Annotated in this window: 1 protein-coding gene (only partly in view); it reads right to left on the bottom strand. The window is 73.0% G+C overall.

Going from position 1 to position 23361, the window contains the following annotated elements; all coding sequences use genetic code 11:
- On the bottom strand, window positions 1–23361 hold the 5' portion of the coding sequence (locus JYK02_RS13760) for a non-ribosomal peptide synthase/polyketide synthase (protein WP_207051382.1). 5862 nt of this gene lie to the left of the window's left edge; 23361 of the gene's 29223 nt are visible here — the first part of the coding sequence; the start codon lies at window positions 23359–23361; the stop codon falls past the left edge of the window.

Genomic DNA, 23361 nt, shown 5'->3' with positions numbered 1-23361 from the left:
TGTGCGCTCCAGGAACAGGGCCACCCTGGCTCCGGTGCGCACTCCCTGGGCCCTCAGGCTTCGGGCGAGCGCATCCGCGCGGGCATCCAGTTCCCCGTACGTGACGGTCTGGCCTTCGTGCTCCACGGCCACCGCGTCCGGCGTGGCCTTCGCCTGGGCCTCGAACAGCGCGTGCACGGACGTGTCTCGCGGGGCAGCGGCTTGCGACCGGGACCACTCAACCAGGACCTGGCGACGCTCCTCCTCCGTGAGCAGGGGCAGGTCCGACAGGCGCCGCTCCGGATGGCGGCAGGCTTCCTCCAGCAGGACCCGCAGGTTCCCGATGAGGCGCTCGACCGTGCTCCGGTCGTAGAGGTCGGTGCGGTACTCCACCGAACCCTCCAGCGCGTCCGGCTTCTCCGTGAGCGTCACGGAAAGGTCGAACATGGCGGTGCCCGCGTCCACCGCGTGCGGCTCGATGCGCAGCCCCGGCAGCGACAGCTCCGCCGTCGGCGTGTTGAGCATCACCAGCGCCACCTGGAAGAACGGCGTGTGCTCCGACTGCCGCTTGGGCTGGAGCACCTCCACCAGCTTCTCGAACGGCACATCCTGGTGGTCATACGCGTCCAGCGTGACGCGCTTCACCCGGCCCAGCAGCTCGCGGAAGGTGGGGTTGCCGTCCAGCCGCGTGCGCAGCACCAGCGTGTTGACGAAGAAGCCGATGAGTCCTTCCGTCTCCTCACGCGTGCGGCCCGCGATGGGCGCGCCCACGCTGACGTCGTCCTGGGACGCCCAGCGGGAGAGCACGGCCTGGAAGCCCGCGAGCAGGCCCATGAACAGCGTGGCGCCTTCCTTCTGGCACAGCGCCGTCACGTCCTGCGCCAGCTTCCGGGGCAGGGACAGGTGGAAGCTCGCGCCCGGTTGACGCGAGCCCGGCGCGCGCGGCCGGTCCGTGGGCAGCTCCAGCGCGTCCGGCGCTCCCGCCAACTGGTTGCGCCAGTAGTCGAGCTGCGCCTGCAACACGTCACCCTGGAGCCACTCGCGCTGCCAGACCGCGTAGTCCGCGTACTGCACGGGCAGCGGCGGCAGCGTCAGCGGCTGGCCCGCGACCGTGGCGGCGTAGCGCGCCACCGACTCGCGGATGAGCACCGCGATGGACCAGCCGTCGGAGACGATGTGGTGCATCGTCACCAGCAGCACGTTCTCCCGCTCCGACAGCCGGAGCACGCGCGCCCGCAGCAGCGGACCCTTCGCGAGGTCGAAGGGCTGACGCGCCTCCTCCTCGGCCAGCCGCCGCGCCAGTGCCTCCTGCTCCGGTCCGGAGTACCCGCGCAGGTCCTCCACCGGCAGCGGGAAGGCCGCCCGCGGAGAGATGACCTGGACCGGCGTGCCCCCGTGCGAGGCGAACGTGGTGCGCAGGGATTCGTGCCTGTGCACCAGCTCCGTGAAGGCGCGCTCCAGGGCCGCCATGTCCAGCACGCCGTGCAGCCGCAGCGCGACCGGCATGTTGTAGACGGGCAGGCCCGGCTGGAGCTGGTCCAGGAACCACAGCCGCTGCTGCGCGAACGACAGCGGCAGGTTGCCTTCACGCGGCACCGGCCGCAGCGGCGGCGCCTGGAGCCGCACCGAGCGCGCGAGGGTGCCATCCACCCGCGCCGCCTGCGCCTCCAGCGTGCGGGCCTCGAAGAGGTCCTGCAGCCGCAGCTCCACCCCGAACGTGGCGCGGATGCGCGACAGCAACTGCGTCGCCAGCAGCGAGTGGCCGCCACGCTCGAAGAAGTCGTCGTGCGCGCCCGTGCCCTGCGTCCCCAGCAGCTCGTTCCACAGCGCCGCGAGCCGGACCTCCGTGTCCGTGCGCGGCTGGACGACGCCCTCCTGTGCACCCGACGTCGCGGGCGCGGGCAGGGCGCGGCGGTCCACCTTGCCGTTGCGCGTGAGGGGCAGCGCCGCCATGACCACGAGGGCCGAGGGCATCAGGTACGCCGGCAGCCGCTCCCGCAGCCACGTCTTGAGGCCGGCGACGTCCAACTGGGCGCCCCCGCCCGCCGGCATGGCGCGCGGCACGATGTAGGCCACCAGCGCGCGGCCTCCCGGCATGTCGTCGCGCGCCTGGACCACCGCCTCGCGCACCAGGGCATGGCTCAAGAGCACGGCTTCGATTTCACCGGGCTCCACCCGGAAGCCGCGCACCTTCACCTGCGCGTCGCGGCGTCCCAGGAAGTGCAGCGTCCCGTCCGCCTTCCAGCGGACCCGGTCCCCGGAGCGGTACATCCGCGCTCCCGGCACCTCGCCGAACGGATCCGGCAGGAACCGCTCCGCCGTGAGCGCGGGCTGCTGGAGGTAGCCCCAGGCCACGCCGTCTCCAGACAGGTACAGCTCTCCGGGCACGCCCACCGGCACGGGCCGCAGGAGCGCATCCAGCACGTACACGCGCGTGTTCGCGATGGGCCGCCCGATGGACACCGGCGCTTCCACCTGGTTCACGTCGGTCATCACGTGGCAGGTGGTGAAGGTGGTGCCCTCGGTGGGGCCGTAGCCGTTCACCAGCAGACCCGCCCGGGCCACGTGCTCGCGCACGCGCTCCGGGTTCAGGACGTCGCCCCCGGCGAGCACCTGGCGCACGCGGGCCAGGGCCTCCGGCTGCGCGGCGGCAAGTTGTTCGAAGAGCGCGGACGTGAGCCACAGCGTGGTGACGTGGTGCGCGTCCAGCGTGCGGCCCAGCTCCTCCATCGAGGCCGCCTTCGGATCCGCGAGCACCAGCCGTCCGCCGTGCAGCAGGCAGCCCCACAGCTCGAAGGTGGACGCGTCGAAGGCCAGCGGGGCCAGTTGCAGGAAGACCTCGTCCGGTCCGAACCGGACGAACGTCGTGCCCATCACCAGCCGGACGATGGCCCGGTGCGGGACGCAGACGCCCTTGGGCCGGCCGGTGGTGCCGGACGTGTAGAGGACGTACGCGAGCGAATCGCCTCCCAGGGACGGCGGGAGCGCAGTCCCTGCTTCCGCGTCGAGCAGCCCGGATTGCGCGTCCATCCACGACATCGCGGGAGCCGTGGCGGGCAGTTGCTCCGCCAGCGCCTCCGTGGTGAGGACCCGCGCCGCACCGGTGTCTTCCAACAGGAAGGACAGCCGCTCCAGGGGCCACTCGGTGTCGAGCGGAACGTAGGCCGCGCCCGCCTTGAGGATGCCCAGCACGGCGACGACCTGCTCCACGGAGCGCTCCAGGAACAGCGCCACGCGCGCTCCCGGCTTCACGCCACTCCCACGCAGGTGCCGTGCGAGCTGGTTGGTCCGGCGGTCCAGTTGCGCGTACGTGAGCGTGCGGCCCTGGAACTCCACCGCGACGGCATCCGGCGTGCGCGCGGCCTGGGCTTCGAACAGGGCGTGCACGGCCGTGTCGCGCGGATACGGCACGCCCGTCGCGTTCCACTCCACGAGCACGCGGTGCCGCTCGGTGTCGGAGAGCAGGGACAGCGTGGACAGCCGTCTCGCGGGCTGCGCCACCGCGGCTTCCAGCAGGAGCCGCAGGTGCTCCATCATCCGCGTGACGGTCGCCTCGTCGTAGAGGTCGGTGCGGTACTCCAGGAGCCCCGTCAGGCCAGCGGGCCCTTCGGAGAACGTGAGCGACACGTCGAAGCGGGACGTGCCGAGGACCGTGTCCAGCGGCTTGAACGTGACGCCGGGCAGCTCCAGCGCCACGGCCGGCGTGTTCTGGAGCGTGAGCGCCACCTGGAAGAACGGCGCCAGGCCCGGACGCCGGGGCGGCTGCAGCGCCTCCACCAGCTTCTCGAAGGGCAGCTCCTGGTGCGCGTAGGCGCCCAGCGTGACGTCCTTCACGCGGCCCAGCAGCTCACGGAAGGTCGGGTCCCCGTCCATCCGCGTGCGCATCACGAGCGTGTTGATGAAGAAGCCGATGATGCCCTCGGTCTCCGCCTGCGTGCGGCCCGCGATGGGGGCGCCCACGCTGACGTCGTCCTGGCCGGTGTGCCGCGCGAGCACCGCCTGGAGCCCCGCGAGCAGGCCCATGAACAGCGTGGCGCCTTCCCGCTGGCACAGCGCCGCGAGGTCCTTCGTCAGCTTCAGCGGCAGCGACACCCGCCGGAGCGCGCCGGGCTGACCCGCGTCCGCGGTCCTCGGCCGGTCCGTGGGGAGCTCCGACGTCGGCGGGGCGTCTTCCAACTGCTTGCGCCAGTACGTGAGCAGCTCCTCCAGAGGCTCCCCCTGGAGCCCGTCGCGCTGCCACGTGGCGAAGTCCGCGTACTGGAGCGGCAGGTCCGGCAGGGGCGAGGGCCGCCCGGCGGAGAAGGCTTCGTAGAGCGCGCCCAGCTCGCGGATCAGCACGGCCATGGACCAGCCGTCGGAGACGATGTGGTGCATCGTCACGAGCAGCAGGTGCTCCTTCTCCGCGAGCCGCAGCAGCCCGGCGCGCAGCAGCGGTCCGCGCGACAGGTCGAACGGCGTGCGGGCCTCGTCGCGAGCGCGCTTCCGCGCCTCCTCTTCGCGCGCTTCCGGCGACAGTCCGCGCAGGTCGTCCACCGTCAGCGGGAACACCGCGGCGGGGCCGATGATCTGCACGGGCCGGCCGTCACGCGCGCGGAAGGTGGTGCGCAGCGATTGATGCCGGCGCACCAGCTCCGTGAAGGCGCGCTGGAGCGCTTCGGCGTTCAGCGCCCCTTCCACGCGCAGCGCGGCGGGCATGTTGTAGACGGGCAGGCCCGGCTGGAGCTGGTCCAGGAACCACAGCCGCTGCTGCGCGAAGGACACCGGCGCTTCGATGGCGCGCGGCGCGATGGTGGACGCCGGCCCCTTGCGCGTCCCGGCGGACAGCCGTCCCTGGAGCCGCTGGGCCAGGCCCTCCACGGTGGGGAACTCGAACAGCTCGCGCAGAGGCACCTCCAGCCGCAGGGCGGTGCGCAGGCGCGACGTCACCTGCGTGGCCAGCAGCGAGTGGCCGCCCAGGCTGAAGAAGTGATCCGTCACGCTCAGCCGGGGCACGCCCAGCACCTGCGCGAACACATCCGCCAGCGTCTGCTCCAGCGGCGTGCGCGGCGCGATGAAGGGCGCCTCCCCGCGCAGGCTGTCCGCGTCCGGCGCGGGCAGCATCCGGCGGGCGAGCTTGCCGCTGGGCGTGAGCGGCAGGGCCTCCAGTCGCAGCAGCGCGGAGGGCACCAGGTACTCCGGCAGGCGGCTCGCGAGCTGCCGGCGCAGGGCATCGGGCTCCCACGTCGCGTCGGGCGGGAGGACGACGTAGCCCACGAGACGCTTGTCCCCGGCCACGTCCTCGCGCACCACGGCCGCCGCGTCGCGCACGCCGGGCAGGCTTCGCAGGACGGCCTCCACCTCTCCCGGCTCCACGCGGAAGCCGCGCACCTTGGCCTGATGGTCGACGCGGCCCAGGAAGTCGAGCGTCCCGTCCGCACGCCAGCGCGCGCGGTCGCCCGTGCGGTACAGCCGCGCGCCGGGCACGGAGGAGAACGCGTCGGGCACCAGCTTCTCCGCCGTCAGCTCCGGACGCCCGTGGTAGCCGGGCGTCACCTGCAGGCCGCCGATGAGCAGCTCGCCCTGCACGCCCACGGGGCAGGGCTGGCCGCTCGCGTCCACGACGTAGAGCTGCGTGTCCGGCAGCGGCGCGCCGATGGACGGCAGCCGCTCCCACGACGACGGAGCGCCTTGCAGCCGCAGCGCGCTGACGGCGTGGCTCTCCGTGGGGCCGTACTGGTTCTCCAGCACGCAGCCCGGCAGCCGCTCGAAGAAGGACACCAGCGTGGGCGTCACCTGCAACTGCTCACCCGCGGTGATGACCTCGCGCAGGCGCTCCGGCAGCGGGGCGCCGTGCTCGACGGCGTCCGCGAGCGACTGGAGCGCGACGAAGGGCAGGAACAGCCGCTCCACGCCCGCGTCCGCCATGAGGCGCAGGAGCGCGGGCATGTCCCGGCGCACCGCCGCCGTGGGCACCACCAGCGTGCCGCCCGCGCTCCAGGTGGACAGCATCTCCTGGAACGACACGTCGAAGCTCAGCGCCGCGAACTGCAACGTCGTCGCGTCCGGCTTCACCGCGCGCTGGCACTGCCACTCCAGCAGGTGCGCCAGCGCGCCGTGCGACATCGCCACACCCTTGGGCTTGCCGGTGCTGCCCGACGTGTAGATGAGGTAGCAGGGCGACTCCATCGGCACGGCCACGGCCGGGGACGACTCCGGCAGGCTCGCGAGCAGCGAGGACTCCGTGTCCAGCCGCACCGCCGCGACACCGGGCGCCTGCGTGTCCAGGTGCGCCTGCGTCAGCACCGCGCGGATGCCCGCGTCCTCGCGCATCAGCGCCAGCCGCTCCGCGGGGTAGGTGGGGTCCAGCGGCACGTAGGCCGCGCCCGTCTTGAGGATGGCGAGCACGCCCACCGCCATCTCCAGCGAGCGCTCCACGCACAGCCCCACGTGGTCTCCGGTGCGCACGCCCAGCGCCAGCAGCCGGTGGGCGACCTGGTTGGCCCGGCGCTCCAACTGCGCGTACGTGAGCCGCTGCCCTTCGAACACCACCGCCACGGCATCCGGCGTGCGCGCGGCCTGGGCCTCCACTCGGCCGTGGACCGTCGCGTCCACGGAGATGCCCGGACGGGTGTTCCAGTCCACCAGCACCTGCCGCCGCTCCGCCTGGGACAGCAGCGACAGCGTGGACAGGCGCGCGTCGGGACGGGCCACCGCGCCGTCGAGCAGCGCTTGCAGGTGGCCCACCAGCCGCTCGGCCGTGGCCGCTTCGTACAGGTCGGTGCGGTACTCCAGCGCGCCGCGGATGCCCTGGGGCGACTCGCTGAGCGTGAAGGTGAAGTCGAACTTCGCGGTGCCGCTGTCCAGCTCCAGCAGCTTCATCTGGATGCCGGGCACGGTGAGCTCCGCCGAGGGCGTGTTCAGCATCACCAGCGCCACCTGGAAGAACGGCGTGCGCTCCGGCATGCGCGGCGGCTGGAGCACCTCCACCAGCTTCTCGAACGGCACGTCCTGGTGCGCGAACGCGCCCAGCGTGACGTCCTTCACGCGGCCCAGCAGCTCACGGAACGACGGGTCGCCGTCCAGCCGCGTGCGCATCACCAGCGTGTTGACGAAGAAGCCCACCAGGCCCTCCGTCTCCGCCTGCGTGCGGCCCGCGACGGGCGCGCCCACGCAGATGTCGTCCTGGCCCGAGTAGCGGGACAAGAGCGCCTGGAGCCCCGCGAGCAGGCCCATGAACAGCGTGGCGCCTTCCTTCTGGCAGAGCGTCTTCAGGGCCTGCACGCGCTCGGAGGACAGCTCCACCTCCAGCCACGTGCCCGGGTTGTGGGAGTCCGCCGTGCGCGGGTGGTCCGTGGGCAGCTCCAGCGCGGGTGGCGCGTCCTCCAACTGCTTGCGCCAGTAGTCGACCTGGGCGTCCAGCACCTCGCCGCGCAGCCACTCACGCTGCCAGGCGGAGTAGTCCGCGTACTGGATGGGCAGCTCCGGCAGCGGCGAGGCCCGGCCCGCGAGCCGCGCCTCGTACAGCGCGACCATCTCGTGGATGAGCACGGCGATGGACCAGCCGTCGGAGATGATGTGGTGCATCGTCACGAGCAGCAGGTGTTCCTGCTCCGCCAGCCGCAAGAGGCGCGTGCGCAGCAGCGGTCCTCGCGACAGGTCGAAGGGCTCGCGCGCTTCGTCCTTCGCGAGCTCGCCGGCGGCCTCATCGCGCTCCTCCGCCGGCAGGTGCTCCAGCGACTCGACGGGCAGCGTCCAGGGTGCGGGGGGCGCGAAGACCTGCGCGGCGGTGCCGTCGATGACCTGGAACGTCGTGCGCAGCACCTGGTGCCGGCGCACCAATTCCGTGAAGGCGTCGGTGAGCGCGGCGACGTCCAGCGTGCCCTCCAGGCTCAGCGCGGCGGGCATGTTGTAGAGCGCGCTGCCGGGCTGGTACTGGTCCAGGAACCACAGCCGCTGCTGCGCGAAGGACAGCTCCGCGGACGTGACGCCGGGCCGCGCGGTGATGGCGGGCGGACGGGGCCTGCGCTCCGCCTCGGGCACGCGGCCCTCGATGCGGCGGGCGAGCGACTCCACCGTGGGCGCGTCGAACACCTCGCGCAGCCGCACCTCCACGCCCAGTTGCGTGCGCAGGCGCGACGTCACCTGCGTGGCCAGCAGCGAGTGGCCTCCCAGGTCGAAGAAGCTGTCGGTGATGCCGACGTGGGCCAGGCCCAGCACCTGCGCGAAGATGTCCGCGAGCAGTTCCTCCAGCGCGTTGCGCGGCGTGACGAGCGGCGCCACGCCCCGCAGGCTGTCCACGTCCGGCGCGGGCAACAGGCGCCGCACCAGCTTGCCCGTGGGCATCACCGGCAGCGCGTCCAGCCGCATCAGCGCGGTGGGCAGCATGTACTCCGGCAGGCGGCTCGCGAGGTTGCGGCGCAGCGCCTCCGGCTCCCAGGCCGTGTCCGGCTGGAGCACCACGTAGCCCACCAGTCGCTTGTCGCCGGGCACGTCCTCGCGCACCATCGCCGCCGCCGCGCGCACGCCCGGGGCGTCGCGCAGGGCCGCTTCGACTTCACCCAGCTCGATGCGGAAGCCGCGCACCTTCACCTGACCGTCGAGCCGGCCGAAGAACTCGATGGCGCCGTCCGCGCGCCAGCGGGCGCGGTCTCCCGTGCGGTACAGCCGCGTGCCCGCCTCACCGGAGAGGTGATCCGGGACGAACTTCTCCGCGGTGAGCTCCGGACGCGCGTGGTAGCCGAGCGCCACCTGTCCGCCGCCGACCATCACCTCGCCGGGCACGCCGATGGGGCAGGGGCGGCCGGTGGGGTCCACGATGTAGAGCCGTGTCGCGGGCACGGGCATGCCCACCGGGGGCAGCCGCTCCCACGCGCGCGGCGGGCCGCGCAGGCGGTAGGCGCTGACGACGTGCGCCTCGGAAGGGCCGTACTGGTTCTCCAGGATGCTCTGGGGCAGCCGCTCGAAGAGGGCCACGAGCGCGGGCGTCACCTGCAACTGCTCGCCGGCCGTGACGACCTCCACCAACCGCTCCGGCACGGGCGCGCCGTGGGCTACGGCATCCGCCATGCTCTGCAGCGCGATGAACGGTAGGAACAGCCGCTCCACGCCGTGGCGGGCCATGAACGCGAGCAGCGCGGGCATGTCCTGCCGCGTCTCCGACGTGGGAATCACGACGGAGCTGCCCACGGACCAGGACGTGAACATCTCCTGGTACGAGATGTCGAAGTTGAGCGACGCGAACTGCAACGTGATGGCGTCCACCTTGGGCGAGCGCTGACGCGTCCACGCCACCACCCACGACAGCGTGCGGTGCGCCACCGCGATGCCCTTGGGGCGCCCCGTGCTGCCGGACGTGTAGATGATGTACGCGAGCGAGTCCGGCCACACCGAGCGCGGCGGAGCGTGCGGCGGCAACCGGTCGAAGGTGGCCTGCTCCGTGTCCACGCACACCACCTGTGCGCCGGTCGCGGGGAGGAGCGACACGAGCCGCCCCTGCGTGACGACGAGGTTCGCGCCCGCATCCTCCAGCATGAAGGCGAGCCGTTCCGCCGGGTACGCCGGATCCATGGGGACGAAGGCCGCGCCCGTCTTGAGCACGGCCAGCACGCTCACCACCATCTCCAGCGAACGCTCCAGGCACAGGGCGAGCCGGTCTCCCGGACGCACGCCGCGCTCGCGCAGGTGCCACGCGAGCTGGTTGGAGCGGCGGTCCAGCTCCGCGTACGTGAGGGCTTCCCCCTCGAAGAGTGCCGCCACGGCGTCGGGCGTGCGGCGGGCCTGGGCCTCGAAGGAGTCGTGGACCAGCGGCTCGGGCGGACCGTCGAACGGCGTGGTGCTCCAGTCCACGAGGATCTGCTTCCGCTCGGCGGCGGGGAGCAGCTCCAGCTGGGACAGGCGGCGCTCGGGGTTCGCGACCGCGTCCTCCAAGAGGACCTGGAGGTGCTCCATCATCCGCTGCGCGGTGGCGGGCTCGAAGAGGTCGCTGCGGTACTCGAAGGCGGTCTGGAGGCCGCGCGGCGTCTCCGTGAACACGAGGGTGAAGTCGAACTTGGACGTGCCGCTGTCCACGTCCACCGGGCGGAAGGTGAGGCCCGGGCCGGTGAGCTCCGGCATCGGCGTGTTGAGCAGCACCAGCGTCACCTGGAAGAAGGGCGTCTGGCCGCCCTGCCGGGACGGCTGGAGCACCTCCACCAGCTTCTCGAAGGGCACGTCCTGGTGCGCGTAGGCGCCCAGCGTGACGGCCTTCACGCGGCGCAGCAGCTCCACGAAGGTCGGGTCGCCGTCGAGCTGCGTGCGCAGCACCAGCGTGTTGACGAAGAAGCCGATGAGCCCCTCGGTCTGCGGCTGGTTGCGGCCGGCGATGGGCGCGCCGACGCTGAGGTCGTCCTGGCCGGTGTAGCGGGACAGCAGCGCCTGGAGGCCCGCGAGCAGGCCCATGAAGAGGGTTCCCTTCTCGCGGCGGCACAGGGCGCGCAGGCCCTGCATCAGCGCGTGCGGGAACACCACCCGGTGCGTGGCGCCGGGGTTGGACGTGTCCGCGGTGCGCGGATGGTCGGTGAGCAGCTCCAGCGCGGGAGGCGCGCCTTCCAGTTGCTTGCGCCAGTACTCGAGCTGCTTGTCCAGCACCGCGCCCTGGAGCCAGTCGCGCTGCCACACGGCGTAGTCGGCGTACTGGATGGGCAGCTCCGGCAGCGTCGCGGACCGGCCGGCGGTGAAGGCCTCATAGAGCGTGACGACTTCACGGATGAGCACGCCGATGGACCAGCCGTCGGAGACGATGTGGTGCATCGTCACGAGCAGCAGGTGTTCGGTGTCGGCGAGGCGCAGCAGGCGCGTGCGCAGGAGCGGGCCGCGAGACAGGTCGAACGCGGTGCGAGCCTCTTCGCGGGCTCGGAGCAGGGCTTCGGCTTCGCGCTCGGCGGCGGGCCAGTCGCGCAGGTCCTCGACCTCCAGCGTGGCGTTCGCGGACGGGGCAATGACCTGGACGGCGTCGCCGTCCTGGATGCGGAAGACGGTGTGCAGGGCTTCGTGGCGCTGCATCACCTCCGCGAAGGCCCGGCCCAGCGCGGACACGTCCAGCGTGCCCACCAGTCGCATGGCGGAGGGGATGTTGTAGAGCGCGCTGCCCGGCTCGTACTGGTCCAGGAACCACAGCCGCTGCTGCGCGAACGACAGCGGCAGATTCCCCGTGCGGGGCACGCGCTGGATGACCTGGACGTCCGGCATGGCAGGCGGCGCCGCGCGAGGCGGCGTGCGCGTGGGCGCTCCCGTCGGCGGCGCGGCTGTCGCGGATCCATGCGGAGGCACAACGCTTGCCCGCGCGGCGGCATTCGGACGCGCCGCGAGGTCCGAGGTTGCGGTGCCCGACTGGAGCACGGCGCCCGCGCGCGCGGCGGCATTCTGCTGTTCCGAGAGGTTCGAGGCTGAGGTGCCCGGCTGGAGCACAGCGCCCGGACGGGCGAGGGCATCCGGACGAACTGTGAGGTTCGAGGCAGTGGTGTCCGGATGGGGCACGGTCCGGGTGCTCGGGCCTGACGGCTGCGCGGGGGCACGCCGTGGGGGCGTGATGAGCTCCACTTCGCCGTCGGCGCGGTAGCGGGCGCGGGCACCCGTACCGTAGACGTGTGCGCCTATTCCCTCGGGGGCGACGCGCAGGCGCGACTGGGTCAGCTCCGGTGCCTTCCAGAAGCCGAGCGGCACGGCGTCACCGCCCAGGAACAGCTCACCCACCACGCCCACGGGCGCGCGGCGGCCGGAGGCATCCAGCACGAAGCGCGTTCCGGGCGCGGCTGCCTCTTGCGGCTCTGGTAGCAACGGCGCGGGGGAGACGATCCGCGCGGAGGTCGCGCGCTGGAGCGTGCGGGCGAGGTCCGCCGGCAGGCCCTCCGAGTCGTCCAGCACCAGCGTCCGGACTGGCCCCAGCACGGCGGCTGCGTCCGGCAGCTCCGCGAGCGTCCTTGCGACCGCGACGGAGGCGCGCAGGTGTGGCGGCGGGCTCGTGCGCAGGAGGTTCGCGAGCATCCCAGCGCTGTCGACTTCAACGGTCGTGGAGGACGGACGCGGTGCGGTGTGCTCCTGGCTTTGCTGGCGCAGCACGTCCAGGTGCCGCAGGCCTTCCAACGTGATGTCGGGGGCGATGCCGAAGTCGATGAGGCAGGCCACCTCGTCCACGTCGGCCTGGCGCAGTTGGTCGATGCGCGCGCGGAGCGAATCCGGGGTGCCGAAGAGGCCGCCCGCGTCGAGGTAGCGCGACACGCCCTGTTGCAGCAGGGCTTCCATGTCCTGCGGCGTGAGCGAGCGCACGTCGAAGCCCGGGCCCTGACTGGCGACCAGACCGTTGATCAGCTCCACGGAGCTGCGGAAGTAGCGCGTCAGCGGTTCACGCGCCTGGTGCTTCACGTCCTCGTGGCTGGAGGACACGAAGGTGTGGAGCATGAGCACGACGTGGCCGCGGCCGGGGTGGCCCGCCTTGCGCCGGGCCTCGCGGTAGATGGCGACCTTGCGTTCCAGCTCCACGAAGTCCTGGCCCAGGCCCAGCACGTTGGTGAGCAGGCCCGCGCCCAGCTCGCCCGCCATCCGGAACGTCTCCGGGTTGAACGCGGCGGTGATCCACAACGGCAGCTCCGCCTGCACGGGGCGGGGCCGGATGGCGATGTCCACCTCCACGCCCGCGCCGTTGGTGCGGCGCACGGTGCCGCCCTTCCACAGCGTGCGCACCTCCTCCACGCCGCGCCGCACGGCCTCCGGGCGCTGGTGGAAGTTGTGGGGGGCGAAGACGAAGTCGTTCGCGTTCCAGCCGGTGGCGAAGGACACGCCCGCGCGGCCGTTGGAGAGGTTGTCGATGACGGACCACTCCTCCGCGACGCGCAGCGGATCATGGAGCGGCAGGACGACGCTGCCCGCGCGCAGCGACACCCGGTCGGTGACCATGGCGAGCGCGGCGCTGGTCGCCGTGGGGCTGGGGTAGGGACCGCCGAAGTCGTGGAAGTGGCGCTCGGGCGTCCAGATGGCGCTGAAGCCGTGCGTGTCCGCGAACTTCGCGCCGTCGATGAGCAGTTGGTACTTCTTCCGCCCGGACGCCTCCGCGTCGTTGGCGAAGTAGAAGAGGCTGAAGTCCAGCGACCGCTTCGCTGCGGCACCCTCCCGCCGCACGGAGGGCCGCGGCATGGACCGGGGTGGCAGCACCACCGGAAGCCCGCGGGACAGGGCCCAGAGCAGCCCCAGGTCCGCCGGGTCGCCGATGCCGTCCGACGTGCTCAGCCACGACTCTCCGGGCCGGGCATCCACACGCGCATCCAGCGCGGCCAGACGATGGACGAGGTTGCGGTGGCTCAACATCACGCGGGGGCGTGAGCCCTCCGTCCCTTCACGCGCCAGGCACGCAAGGCCCTCCACCTCCACGCGGGTCGGTCCACCCGAAGCCGGAGTCCGAACCGCGTCCGTGCCATCGAGCCGAACGACGGGGCCCGTGACTCCGGAAGGAAGCGCATCGGAGGTGACGAGCACGGGCGGTGCTCCATCGTTCCCCAGCGACGCCACCTCCCCGAGCCCATCGCGCGACACCAGCGCATACGCGCCTCCCGCCGCGAGCACACCCCACAGCGCGACCGCACGCTCGGGGGACGCATCCACGCACACGGCGACCGGGACACCCGGTCCCACGCCGTGGGCCTTCAACCGTGCCGCGAGGGACAGGGCCTTCTCCCGCAGCGCCCGCCAGGTCAGGACCGTTCCGTCCTGGCGCACGGCCACCGCGTCCGGCGTCTGCCGCGCGCGGACCTCCAGCATCGCGGGCACCGACGTGGCGTCCGCCGCGCGAGGCTCAGGAGCCCGGGCTCGCGCGGGCATCACGTCCAGCGACAGCCGGGACAGGGGCTTCTGCGGCGACGCGACGGCGTCGGAGAGCAGCGCCTCCAGCTGCGACAACAGGCGCACGATGGTGTCCGCGTCGAACAGGTCGACGGCGTACTCCAGCGTCCCGGAGAAGCCCTGCGCGTCCTCGCGCATCAGCAGCGTGAGGTCCGCCAGCGACGTGCCGTACTGCGCGGGCAGCCCGGTGACGTCGAAGTAGCCCAGCCGCAGGCCGGGGAACTCCTCGATGGGCGCCGACACCTCCTGCGCGTGCAGGAGGAAGATGGCGTCGAAGAGCCGGCCCAGCGATGCCTCGTCGCCGGGCTCCAGCTCTTCGAGCAGCTGCTCATAGGGCACGTCCGGGTTCGCGAACGCCGCGAGCGTCGTGTCCCGCACGCGCAGGGCCAGCGTGCGGAAGTCCGGGTCGCCATCCACGTTCGTGCGCAGCGCCAGCGCGTGCGCCACATAGCCGATCTGCGGCTCCAGCTCCGGGCGGGTCCGGTTGCCGATGGACGTGCCCACGACGATGTCCTCCTGACCCGAGCACCGGGCCAGGAGCGCCGTGAAGCCGGCGAGCAGCGTCATGTACGCGGTGAGCCCTTCACGCTGGCTGAACGCGTTCAGCGCGACGCCCAGCTCCGGCGGGAAGGCGAACGAGTGCCGCGCGCCCCGCCGCTTCGCGCCCGGGATGCGAGGCCGGTCCAGCGGCAGGGACAGCGGCCCCGGACGTCCGGCCAGCTTCATCCGCCAGTACGCCTGCTGATCCGCGAGCGTGCCGTCGGCCAGCGCCTGCCGCTGCCACAGCGCGAAGTCGAGGTACTGGATGGACAGCTCCGGCAGCGGCACGGACACGCCGTGCACGAAGCCGGTGTAGAGCGCCACGGACTCGCGGATGAGGTTCACCAGCGACAGCGTGTCCGCGACGATGTGGTGGATGGTCACGAGCAGCACGTGCTCCGTGTCCGCCAGCCGCAGCAGGCGCACGCGCACGAGCGGACCCCGGTCCAGCGCGAACGGCGCCGCGGGTTCGATGCGCGCGAGCCGCAGGGCCTCCGCGTCGCGGTCCCCGGCGAAGCCGCGCAGGTCCACCACCGGCAGCGAGATGCGCACCTCCGGCAGGAGGCGCGGCACGCCCCGGCCGCCCTCCTGGACGAAGACCGTGCGCAGCGACTCGTGACGGCGGATGACCTCGTTGACGCCGCGCTCCAGCAGCTCCGGCCGCAGCGCTCCGGAGATGCGGACCGCGAGCGGCTCGTTGAACAGCGAGCTGCCCGGCTCCCGCGCCTCCATCTCCCAGACGCGCTCCTGCACGTACGACAGGGGCAGCTCGCCCGTGCGGGGCCAGGGCTGGATGGCCGTCGCCGGGCCTCGCGCTTCCTCCTCCTGCGTGAGGGAGCGTCCCTCCGCCAGGAGCCGGGCCTCGATGCGCTCGGCGAGGCCCGCGATGGTGGGGGCCTCGAACAGGTCGCTCAGCGGCACCTGCGTGCGGAACGTCTCGCGCAGCCGCGTGAGCAGCTGCGCCGCCATCAGCGAGTTGCCGCCCAGGTCGAGGAAGTTGTCGTCCAGGCCGATGTCCGTGAGGCCCAGCCGCTCGCGCCACAGCTCCGTCAGCTTCAGCTCGATGTCACTGAGGTTGGACGGCGCGGACACCGCCACGGGCACGGGAGGCGCCACGGGCGCCGGTGCCACCACGGGCACGGCCTCCACGGCCGGCACTTCCGGCAGGGGCAGCGCGGCCCGGACGTCCAGGTGGACCCGCTCGGCCTCGAAAGGGTAGGCCGGCAGCGACACGCGGCGGCGCGGGCCGTGGGCGTGCAGCACCTCCCAGTCCACCTTCGCGCCCATCCGCCACAGCGTGCCCACGGACTCCAGCAGCGTCTGGAGGTCGGACGTGGACGTGCCCGAGCGGCGCAGCGACGGCACCGCCACGGTGTCCTGCACCGCGCGCAGCCTCAGCTTCGCGAGCGCCGTGAGGCCCTGATCAGGCCCGGCCTCGATGAGCAGCCCGTGTCCCGATTGCAGCAGCGTGTCCAGGCCCGCGGAGAAGCGCACCGGCTCGCGCATCTGGCGTGCCCAGTAGCGCGGCGACGTGGCCTCCTCCGGGCGGATCCACGTCCCGGAGAGGCTGGACACGTAGGGCAGGGCAGGGGCCTTCAGCGCGATGGCCGACACGGCCCGCTCCAACTCGGGCATCAGCGGCTCCACCGCGCGCGAGTGGAACGCATGCGACGCGCCAAGCCGCACCACGCCGACCTTCCGGCCCGCGAGCGTCCGCTCCAGCGCCGCCAGCGGCTCCAGGGGCCCGGACACCGTGCACCGGTCCACGCCGTTGTGCGCGGCCACCTCCAGCGTGGAGGGCAGCAGCGGCGTCACGTCCTCCGGAGACAGCCCCACCGCGAGCATCCCGCCCGGCGGCAGCCGCGTCATCAGCTCGCCGCGAACCACCGCGAGCCGCAGCGCGTCCTCCAGCGACATCACGCCGGCCAGATGCGCCGCCGCGTACTCGCCGAAGCTGTGTCCCAAGAGCGCGCCGGGCTTGAACCCCAGCGCCATCCACCACCGCGCCAGCGCCACCTCCACGGACAACAGCGCGGGCAGGGCGTAGCGAGGCTCGGAGAGCGCCGCCTCCGCGCGGGACTCCTCACCGGCGGCGGGGAACAGCACGGGGCGCAGGTCCTGCGTCAGTCCCGCTGCCGGGAGCAGCGCGAGGCAGGACTCCAGCACCTCGCGGAAGCGCGGCTCGGCGTCGTACAGCTCGCGAGCCATGCCCACGGCCTGGGCGCCCTGTCCCGGGAAGAGGAGGGCCACGCGGTGCGCGGGCGGGGCGTCCACGTCGCGCACGGTGGACGTCGTGCCCGGCTTGCGCACGGCCTCCACGAGCCCGGTGACGTCCTCCGCCACGACCGTGCGGCGCACCTCGAAGCCCTTGCGGCCCGCGTTGCGCGTGAAGGCCACGTCCGCCAGGTCCACGTCCGCGCGGACCTCCAGGTGGTCGGCAAGCTCCCGCGCCACTGCCTCCAATGCGGTCGGCGTGCGGGCGGACAGCGTGACGAGCTGTCGCGAGCGGCGGGTGCCGGGCTCGGGCTGCCGTGAAGGCGCCTCCTCCAGCACGACGTGCGCGTTGGTGCCCCCGATGCCGAACGAGCTGACGGCCGCGCGGCGGGGCTGGCCGTTGCTCTCCCACGGCCGCAGGGCGGTGTTCACGAAGAAGGGGCTGCGCGCGAAGTCGATCTCCGGGTTGGGCTGCTGGAAGTGGAGGCTGGGCGGCAGCTCCCCGTGATGCAGCGCGAGCACGGCCTTGATGAGGCCCGCGATGCCCGCCGCCGTGTCCAGGTGCCCGATGTTCGTCTTCACCGACCCCAGCGCGCAGTACCCCGTGCGCTGCGTGTGCGCGCGGTAGGCGCGCGTGAGGGCGGCCACTTCGATGGGGTCCCCCAGCGCGGTCCCCGTGCCGTGCGCCTCCACGTACTCCACGCTGTCCGCGTCCACGCCCGCCGCCGCGAGCGCCCGCGCGATGACCTCGCTCTGCCCCTGGATGCTGGGCGCGGTGTAGCTGACCTTCGACGCCGCGTCGTTGTTGAGCGCGGAGCCCTTGATGACCGCGTACACCCGGTCCCCGTCGCGCACGGCGTCGGACAGCCGCTTGAGCACGACGACGCCCAGGCCGCTGCCCAGCACGGTGCCTCGTGCCTTCGCGTCGAACGCGCGGCAGTGGCCGTCCGGGGAGAGGATCATCCCCTCCTGGAAGAGGTAGCCCGTGCGCTGCGGCAGCGACACCTTCACCGCGCCCGCCAGCGCCAGGTCCGACTGCCCGGTGCGCAGCGACTGGCAGGCCAGGTGCACCGTGACGAGTCCGGTGGAGCAGGCCGTGTAGACGTTGAGGCTCTCTCCGCCGAGCTTCAGCTTGTAGGCCGTCTTCGTGGCCACGTTCTCGCCGCTGGTCGTCCCCAGCGCCTCGAACAGCGAGGCCGGGTCCTTGCGCGTCTGCCCCAGCAGCGACAGCAGGTGCACGCTGGAGCTGCCCGCGCCCGCGTACAGCGAGACGGGCGCGGCGATGCGCTCCGCGTCGTAGCCCGCGTCCTCCAGGGCGTTCCACGCGCACTGGAGGAACAGGCGCTGCTGCGGATCCATCCACTGCGCCTCGCGCGGGGACAGGCCGAAGAAGGCCGCGTCGAACGTGTCCGCGTCCTCCAGCACGCCGCCCGCGGGGACGAAGTCGGGGTGGCTCCTCAGCGCGTCCGGGAACAGCGGCGACGGCTCCAGTTCCTCGTGCGAGAAGCGGGTGATGGACTCCACGCCGTCGCGCAGGTTGCGCCAGAAGGCGTGCACGTCCGGAGCGCCCGGGAAGCGTCCCGCCATGCCGATGATGGCGATGTCGCCGGAGCTTCCACCAGACCCCTCACGCGGGGCCCGCGGTGGGGACGTGGGGCCGGGAGGCGGCGGCACGTCGCGCTCCAGCCTCGCGGCGAGCTTCGCGACGGTGGGGTGCTCGAAGAGGTGGGTGACGGGGACGTCGCGTCCCAAAGCCTCACGCAGTTGCGTGCTGGCCTTCACGACCAGGAGCGAGCCTCCGCCCAGGTCCTCGAAGAAGTGCGCGTGCAGGCCCACGCGCGGCACGTCGAGCACGCGCGCCCAGACCTCGGCGATGCGCTGCTCCAACTCGGAGACAGGCGCGGCGAAGGGGGCATCCGGCGCCGGCTTCGGGGCGCTGGGCGCGGGCAGGGCGTTGCGGTCCAGCTTGCCGCCCGGGGTGAGCGGCAGCGCATCCAGCCGCACGTAGGTGGACGGCACGAAGGCGTCCGGCAGCCGCTCCTTGAGGAAGCGGCGCACGGCGGTGACGTCCAGGGATTCGTCCGCGACGAGCCACGCGGCCAGCCGCGTCTCGCCCGCGTGCTCGCGAGGGAGCACCACCGCCTGTCGCACGCCGGGCACCTGCGCGAGCGTGGCTTCCACCTCGCCGAGTTCGATGCGGATGCCGTTCACCTTCACCTGGGCATCACGGCGGCCCAGGTACTCCATCCGTCCGTCGGACAGCGTGCGCACGCGGTCACCCGTGCGGTACAGGCGGGCGCCGGGCTCGCTGGAGAATGGATCCGGCACGAAGCGCTCGGCGGTGAGCGCGGGCCGCTCCAGGTAGCCACGCGCCACGCCGGGGCCTCCCACGTACAGCTCTCCGGGGACGCCCACGGGCACGGGCTCTCCGCGCGCGTCGAGCACCGCCACGCGTGCGCCCGGGATGGCACGGCCGATGGACGGACGCGCGGGCATCACGTCCAGGTCGATGGTGGCGCAGACGGTGGCCTCGGTGGGGCCATAGGCGTTGAGGAAGCGCCGGCCCGGCTTCCAGCGCGACGCGAGCTCCGGCGTGCAGGCCTCGCCCACGGAGGCCACGGCCTCCAGGAGGGGCAGCGCGGACGGATCCAACGGCGCCAGCGACGTGGGCGTGGCGGTAAGGGCGGTGATGCGCTCGGAGGCGAGCACCGACTGCAACGGCGGCCCCGGCAACAGGGACTCCGCGGGCGCGAGCACCAGCGTCGCGCCGGACAGGAGCGTGGAGAAGACCTCGCTCACCGACGCGTCGAAGCCGATGGACGCCAGCTGCAACAGACGGCTTCCGGGACGCAGGCCCAGCGCGTCGCGCGTGGCGAGCGCCGTGTTGCACAGGCCGTGGTGCGCGAGCAGCGCTCCCTTGGGCGTGCCGGTGGAGCCGGAGGTGAAGATGACGTAGGCGAGGTTCGCGGGTGTGACGGCCGGCGCGGGGGACAGCGGCAGCTCCGGCCGTGCCTCCAGCGCCGCGCGGTCCGCGTCCAGGAGGACGAGCAGCTCGCCCTGTGAAGCCAGCCGGTCCGCCAGCGATTCGTCGCTCAGCAGGACGGACGCCCGGGCCTCGCGCAGCATGGCCTCCAGCCGCGCGGGGGGCTGGGCCGGATCCAGCGGCAGGAAGGCACCGCCCGCCTTGAGCACGCCGAGCAGCGCCACCACGAAGTCGAGCGTGCGCTCCAGGTGCACGCCCACCACCGCTTCAGGGCGGACGCCCGAGGCGACGAGGTGCCGCGCAAGCTGGTTCGCACGGGCCTCCAGCCGCGCGTACGTCAGCGTCGTGCTTCCCAGCGCGACGGCGACGGCGTCCGGCGTGGCGCGGGCCTGCGCTTCGAAGAGCCGGTGCGCGAGATCCGGAGCCACGGCGGGACCGGTGGGGCGCCACGCCTCCAGCACCTGACCCCGGGCCTCCTGCGTCCACAGGGGCAGCGCGCTGATGGACCGCTCCGGATGCGCCGCCGCGCCGTCCAGCAGCGCCTCCAGGTGCCCGAGCATCCGCGCGACGGTGTCCGCGTCGAAGAGGTCGGTGGCGTACTCGCACAGCAGCTCCAGGCCTTCGCCGGAGTCGGTGACGGAGAGCGTGAGGTCGAGCTTGGTGGCGCCCGTGTCGCCGAGCGTGCTGTTCAGCGTGAGGCCGGGCAGGCGCACGGGTCCGGACGCGGCGTCCTGGAGGACCAGCTTCACCTGGAAGAGGGGCGCGTGCGCGAGGCTGCGCTCCGGGTTGAGGCCTCGCACCATCGCGTCGAAGGGCAGGTCCTGGTGCGCCCACGCGTCCAGCGCCGCGCGGTGGTCGCGGCGCAGCAGCTCGCGGAAGGACGGCTCACCGGAGAGGTCGCCGCGCAGCGGGAGCTGGTTGACGAACAGGCCCACGATGCCGGCCGTCTCCGGCCGCGAGCGGTGCGCGGTGTCCACGCCCACCACCAGGTCCTCCTGGCCGGTGTAGCGGTGCAGCAGCACCTGGAAGCCCGCGAGCAGCGCGACGAAGGGCGTGGTGCCTTCGCGCGAAGCCAGGGCCTTCACCCGCTCCCAGGCGGCCGGCGTGAGCCGGTGGACGCACTGGGCGCCCCGGTACGACTGCACGCGGGGCCGGCGGCGGTCGCCGGGGACGTCGAGCACGGGAGGCGCACCGGCCATCCGCTGGCGCCACCAGCCGAGGAGGTCCTCGTGCCGTTCACCGCGCAGCCAGTCGCGCTGCCACGCCGCGTGGTCGGCGTACTGCAAGGTCAGCTCGGGCAGGGCAGGGGCACGGCCCGAGGAGAACGCCGCATAGGCCTCCGACAGCTCCCGCACGAGGACGCGCATGGACCAGCCATCCGCGACCAGGTGGTGCACGGTGAGCAGCAGCCAGTGCCGCGCGGGCTCGAGCTTGAGCAGCGTCACACGGAGCAGCGGGCCCTGGGCGAGGTCGAAGGGCCGCCGCGCCTCTTCGCGAGCCAGCTCCCGGGCCGAGGCCTCGCGCGTATCGCCGGGCGTGGACGTGAGGTCCACGACGGACAGGGGCAGCGTCAGGTCCGCGAGGATGCGCTGGCCCGGCTCGCCGCGCGTCTCCACGAACACGGTGCGAAGGGATTCATGGCGGCGCACGAGGAACTGGAGGCTCCGCTCCAGCGCGGAGACGTCCAGCGTTCCATCCAGCCGCGACACGACGGGGATGTTGTAGAAGGCGCTGCCCGGCTCCAGACGGTCGAGGAACCAGAGGCGTTCCTGCGCGAAGGACAGGGGCATGGCCTCCGCGCGAGGCACGCGGACCACCTCCGGACGCGGCACCGCGCGCACGGCCGTCGCGTCACGAACCAGCTCCGCCACACTCGCGCCACGCAGCAATGACTCCATCGGAACAGGCATGCCCAGCGCCTGCTCCAGCGCATGCGCCAGCTCCACGGCCGCCAACGAATCCAGGCCGTAGTGGGTGAGGGGCGTACGGACATCCAGCTCCTCCACCCGAGCACCCAACCGAGCCGCCACCCGCGCAAGCACACGGGCCTCCAGCTCCGAAGGCGCGCCGTGCGCGTCCGACTCCGCCAGGTCCGCCGCCCGCCACGCGTGCAGCTCTCGCAGCGCTCCGGCGAGGAACGCCTCCCGCGTGGTCCTCCGCTGCACCTTGCCGCTCGACGTCTTCGGCAGGCTGCCGGGCTCGATGAGCACCACCGCGTGGGGCCTCACCTCATGCCGTGACGCCAGCGCTCCCCGGATGGCGCCCAGCACCGGGGCCGCGTCGCCGTCCCACTTGCGCGAGTCCACCTCCTGCACCACGACGAGGTGCTCCTCGCCGTCTACCTCCACGCCGAAGGCCACGCCGCATCCGGGCCTGAGCGCCGGGTGGCTCTCCTCCACCACCGCCTCCAGGTCCTGCGGATACAGGTTCCGTCCGCGCAGGATGATCAGGTCCTTCGCGCGCCCCGTGACGTACAGCTCTCCCGCGTCCAGGAAGCCCAGGTCCCCGGTCCGCAGGTACGGTCCGTCTCCCTGCTCCGTCCTCGCCTGGAACACCCGCGCGGACTCCTCCTCGCGCCTCCAGTAGCCCCGCGCCACGCTGGGCCCCTTGACCCAGACCTCGCCCACCTCGCCGGGCGCGAGCACGCGGCCCGTGTCCGGCTGCACGATGCACAGGGACTGATCCGGCAGCGTCGCGCCGCAGCCCACCAGCGTCCGCGCCGTGCCCTCCGGCGCCCGGGCCCGGCCCGCCTCCAACGACGGCGCGTCCACGTCGCGCAGGACGGGCGCGGCCTCCTTCGCGCCTCCGGAGACGATGAGCGTCCCTTCCGCCAGGCCGTAGCAGGGATAGAACGCCTCGCGCCGGAAGCCGTACGGCCCGAACGCCTCCGTGAAGCGCGCCAGCGTGTCCGGACGGATGGGCTCCGCGCCGCAGAACGCCACCTCCCAGCGGCTCAGGTCCAGCCCCACCCGCTCCGCCGGCGGGATGCGCCGCACGCACAAGTCGAACGCGAAGTTGGGCCCGCCGCTGATGGTGCCGCCGAAGCGGGCCAGCGCCTCCAGCCACGCGCGGGGCCGCTTGAGGAACGACAGCGGAGACATCAGCGCCGTGTGGAAGCCCTGCGCCAGCGGCACCAGCACGCCGCCAATCAGCCCCATGTCGTGGTACGGCGGCAGCCAGATGACTCCCACGCTGTCGTCGCGCGTCTGGAAGGCGCGGCGGATGGCCGTGAGGTTGTGCAGCAGGTTGCCGTGGCTGAGCATCACGCCCCGGGGCGTCCCCGTGCTGCCGGACGTGTACTGGAGGAAGGCCAGCGTGTCCGCCGTCACGTCCGGCCGCTTCCACGCCGCCGCGTCGCTCGCGTCCAGCGCGTCCGTCGCCACCCACTTCAAGGCGCGCAGCTCCGGCGCGTCCGTGAAGAGGAACTCCGCCATCGACAGGATGACGGACGTGGTCAGCACCACCGTGGCGCCCGAGTCCGCGATGAGCGCCCGCAGGCGGGGCAGGGTGCGCTCCAGCCGCGACGGATCCGGCGGGTACGCCGGCACCGCCACCAGCCCGGAGCACACGCAGCCGAAGAACCCGGAGAGGTAGTCCACGCCGGGCGGATAGAGCAGCACCGCGCGCTCGCCCTGTGCCGCCAGCGACTGGAGCGCCGCGGCGATGCGGTGCGCCCGCGACGCCAGCTCCGCCCGGGTGAGCGTCACCTCCGCGTCGTCCTCCAGGAAGGTGTAGAGGCGCGGATCCGGATGACGGCTGCTGCGCTCGTCGAGGAGATCAATCAGGGTGACGGTCAT

This window comes from Corallococcus macrosporus (genome assembly GCF_017302985.1).
In the GTDB taxonomy this organism is placed as follows: Bacteria; Myxococcota; Myxococcia; order Myxococcales; family Myxococcaceae; genus Corallococcus; species Corallococcus macrosporus_A.
Note: the sequence above shows the minus strand (reverse complement) of the source record. Positions and strands in the feature narration are given on the sequence as shown.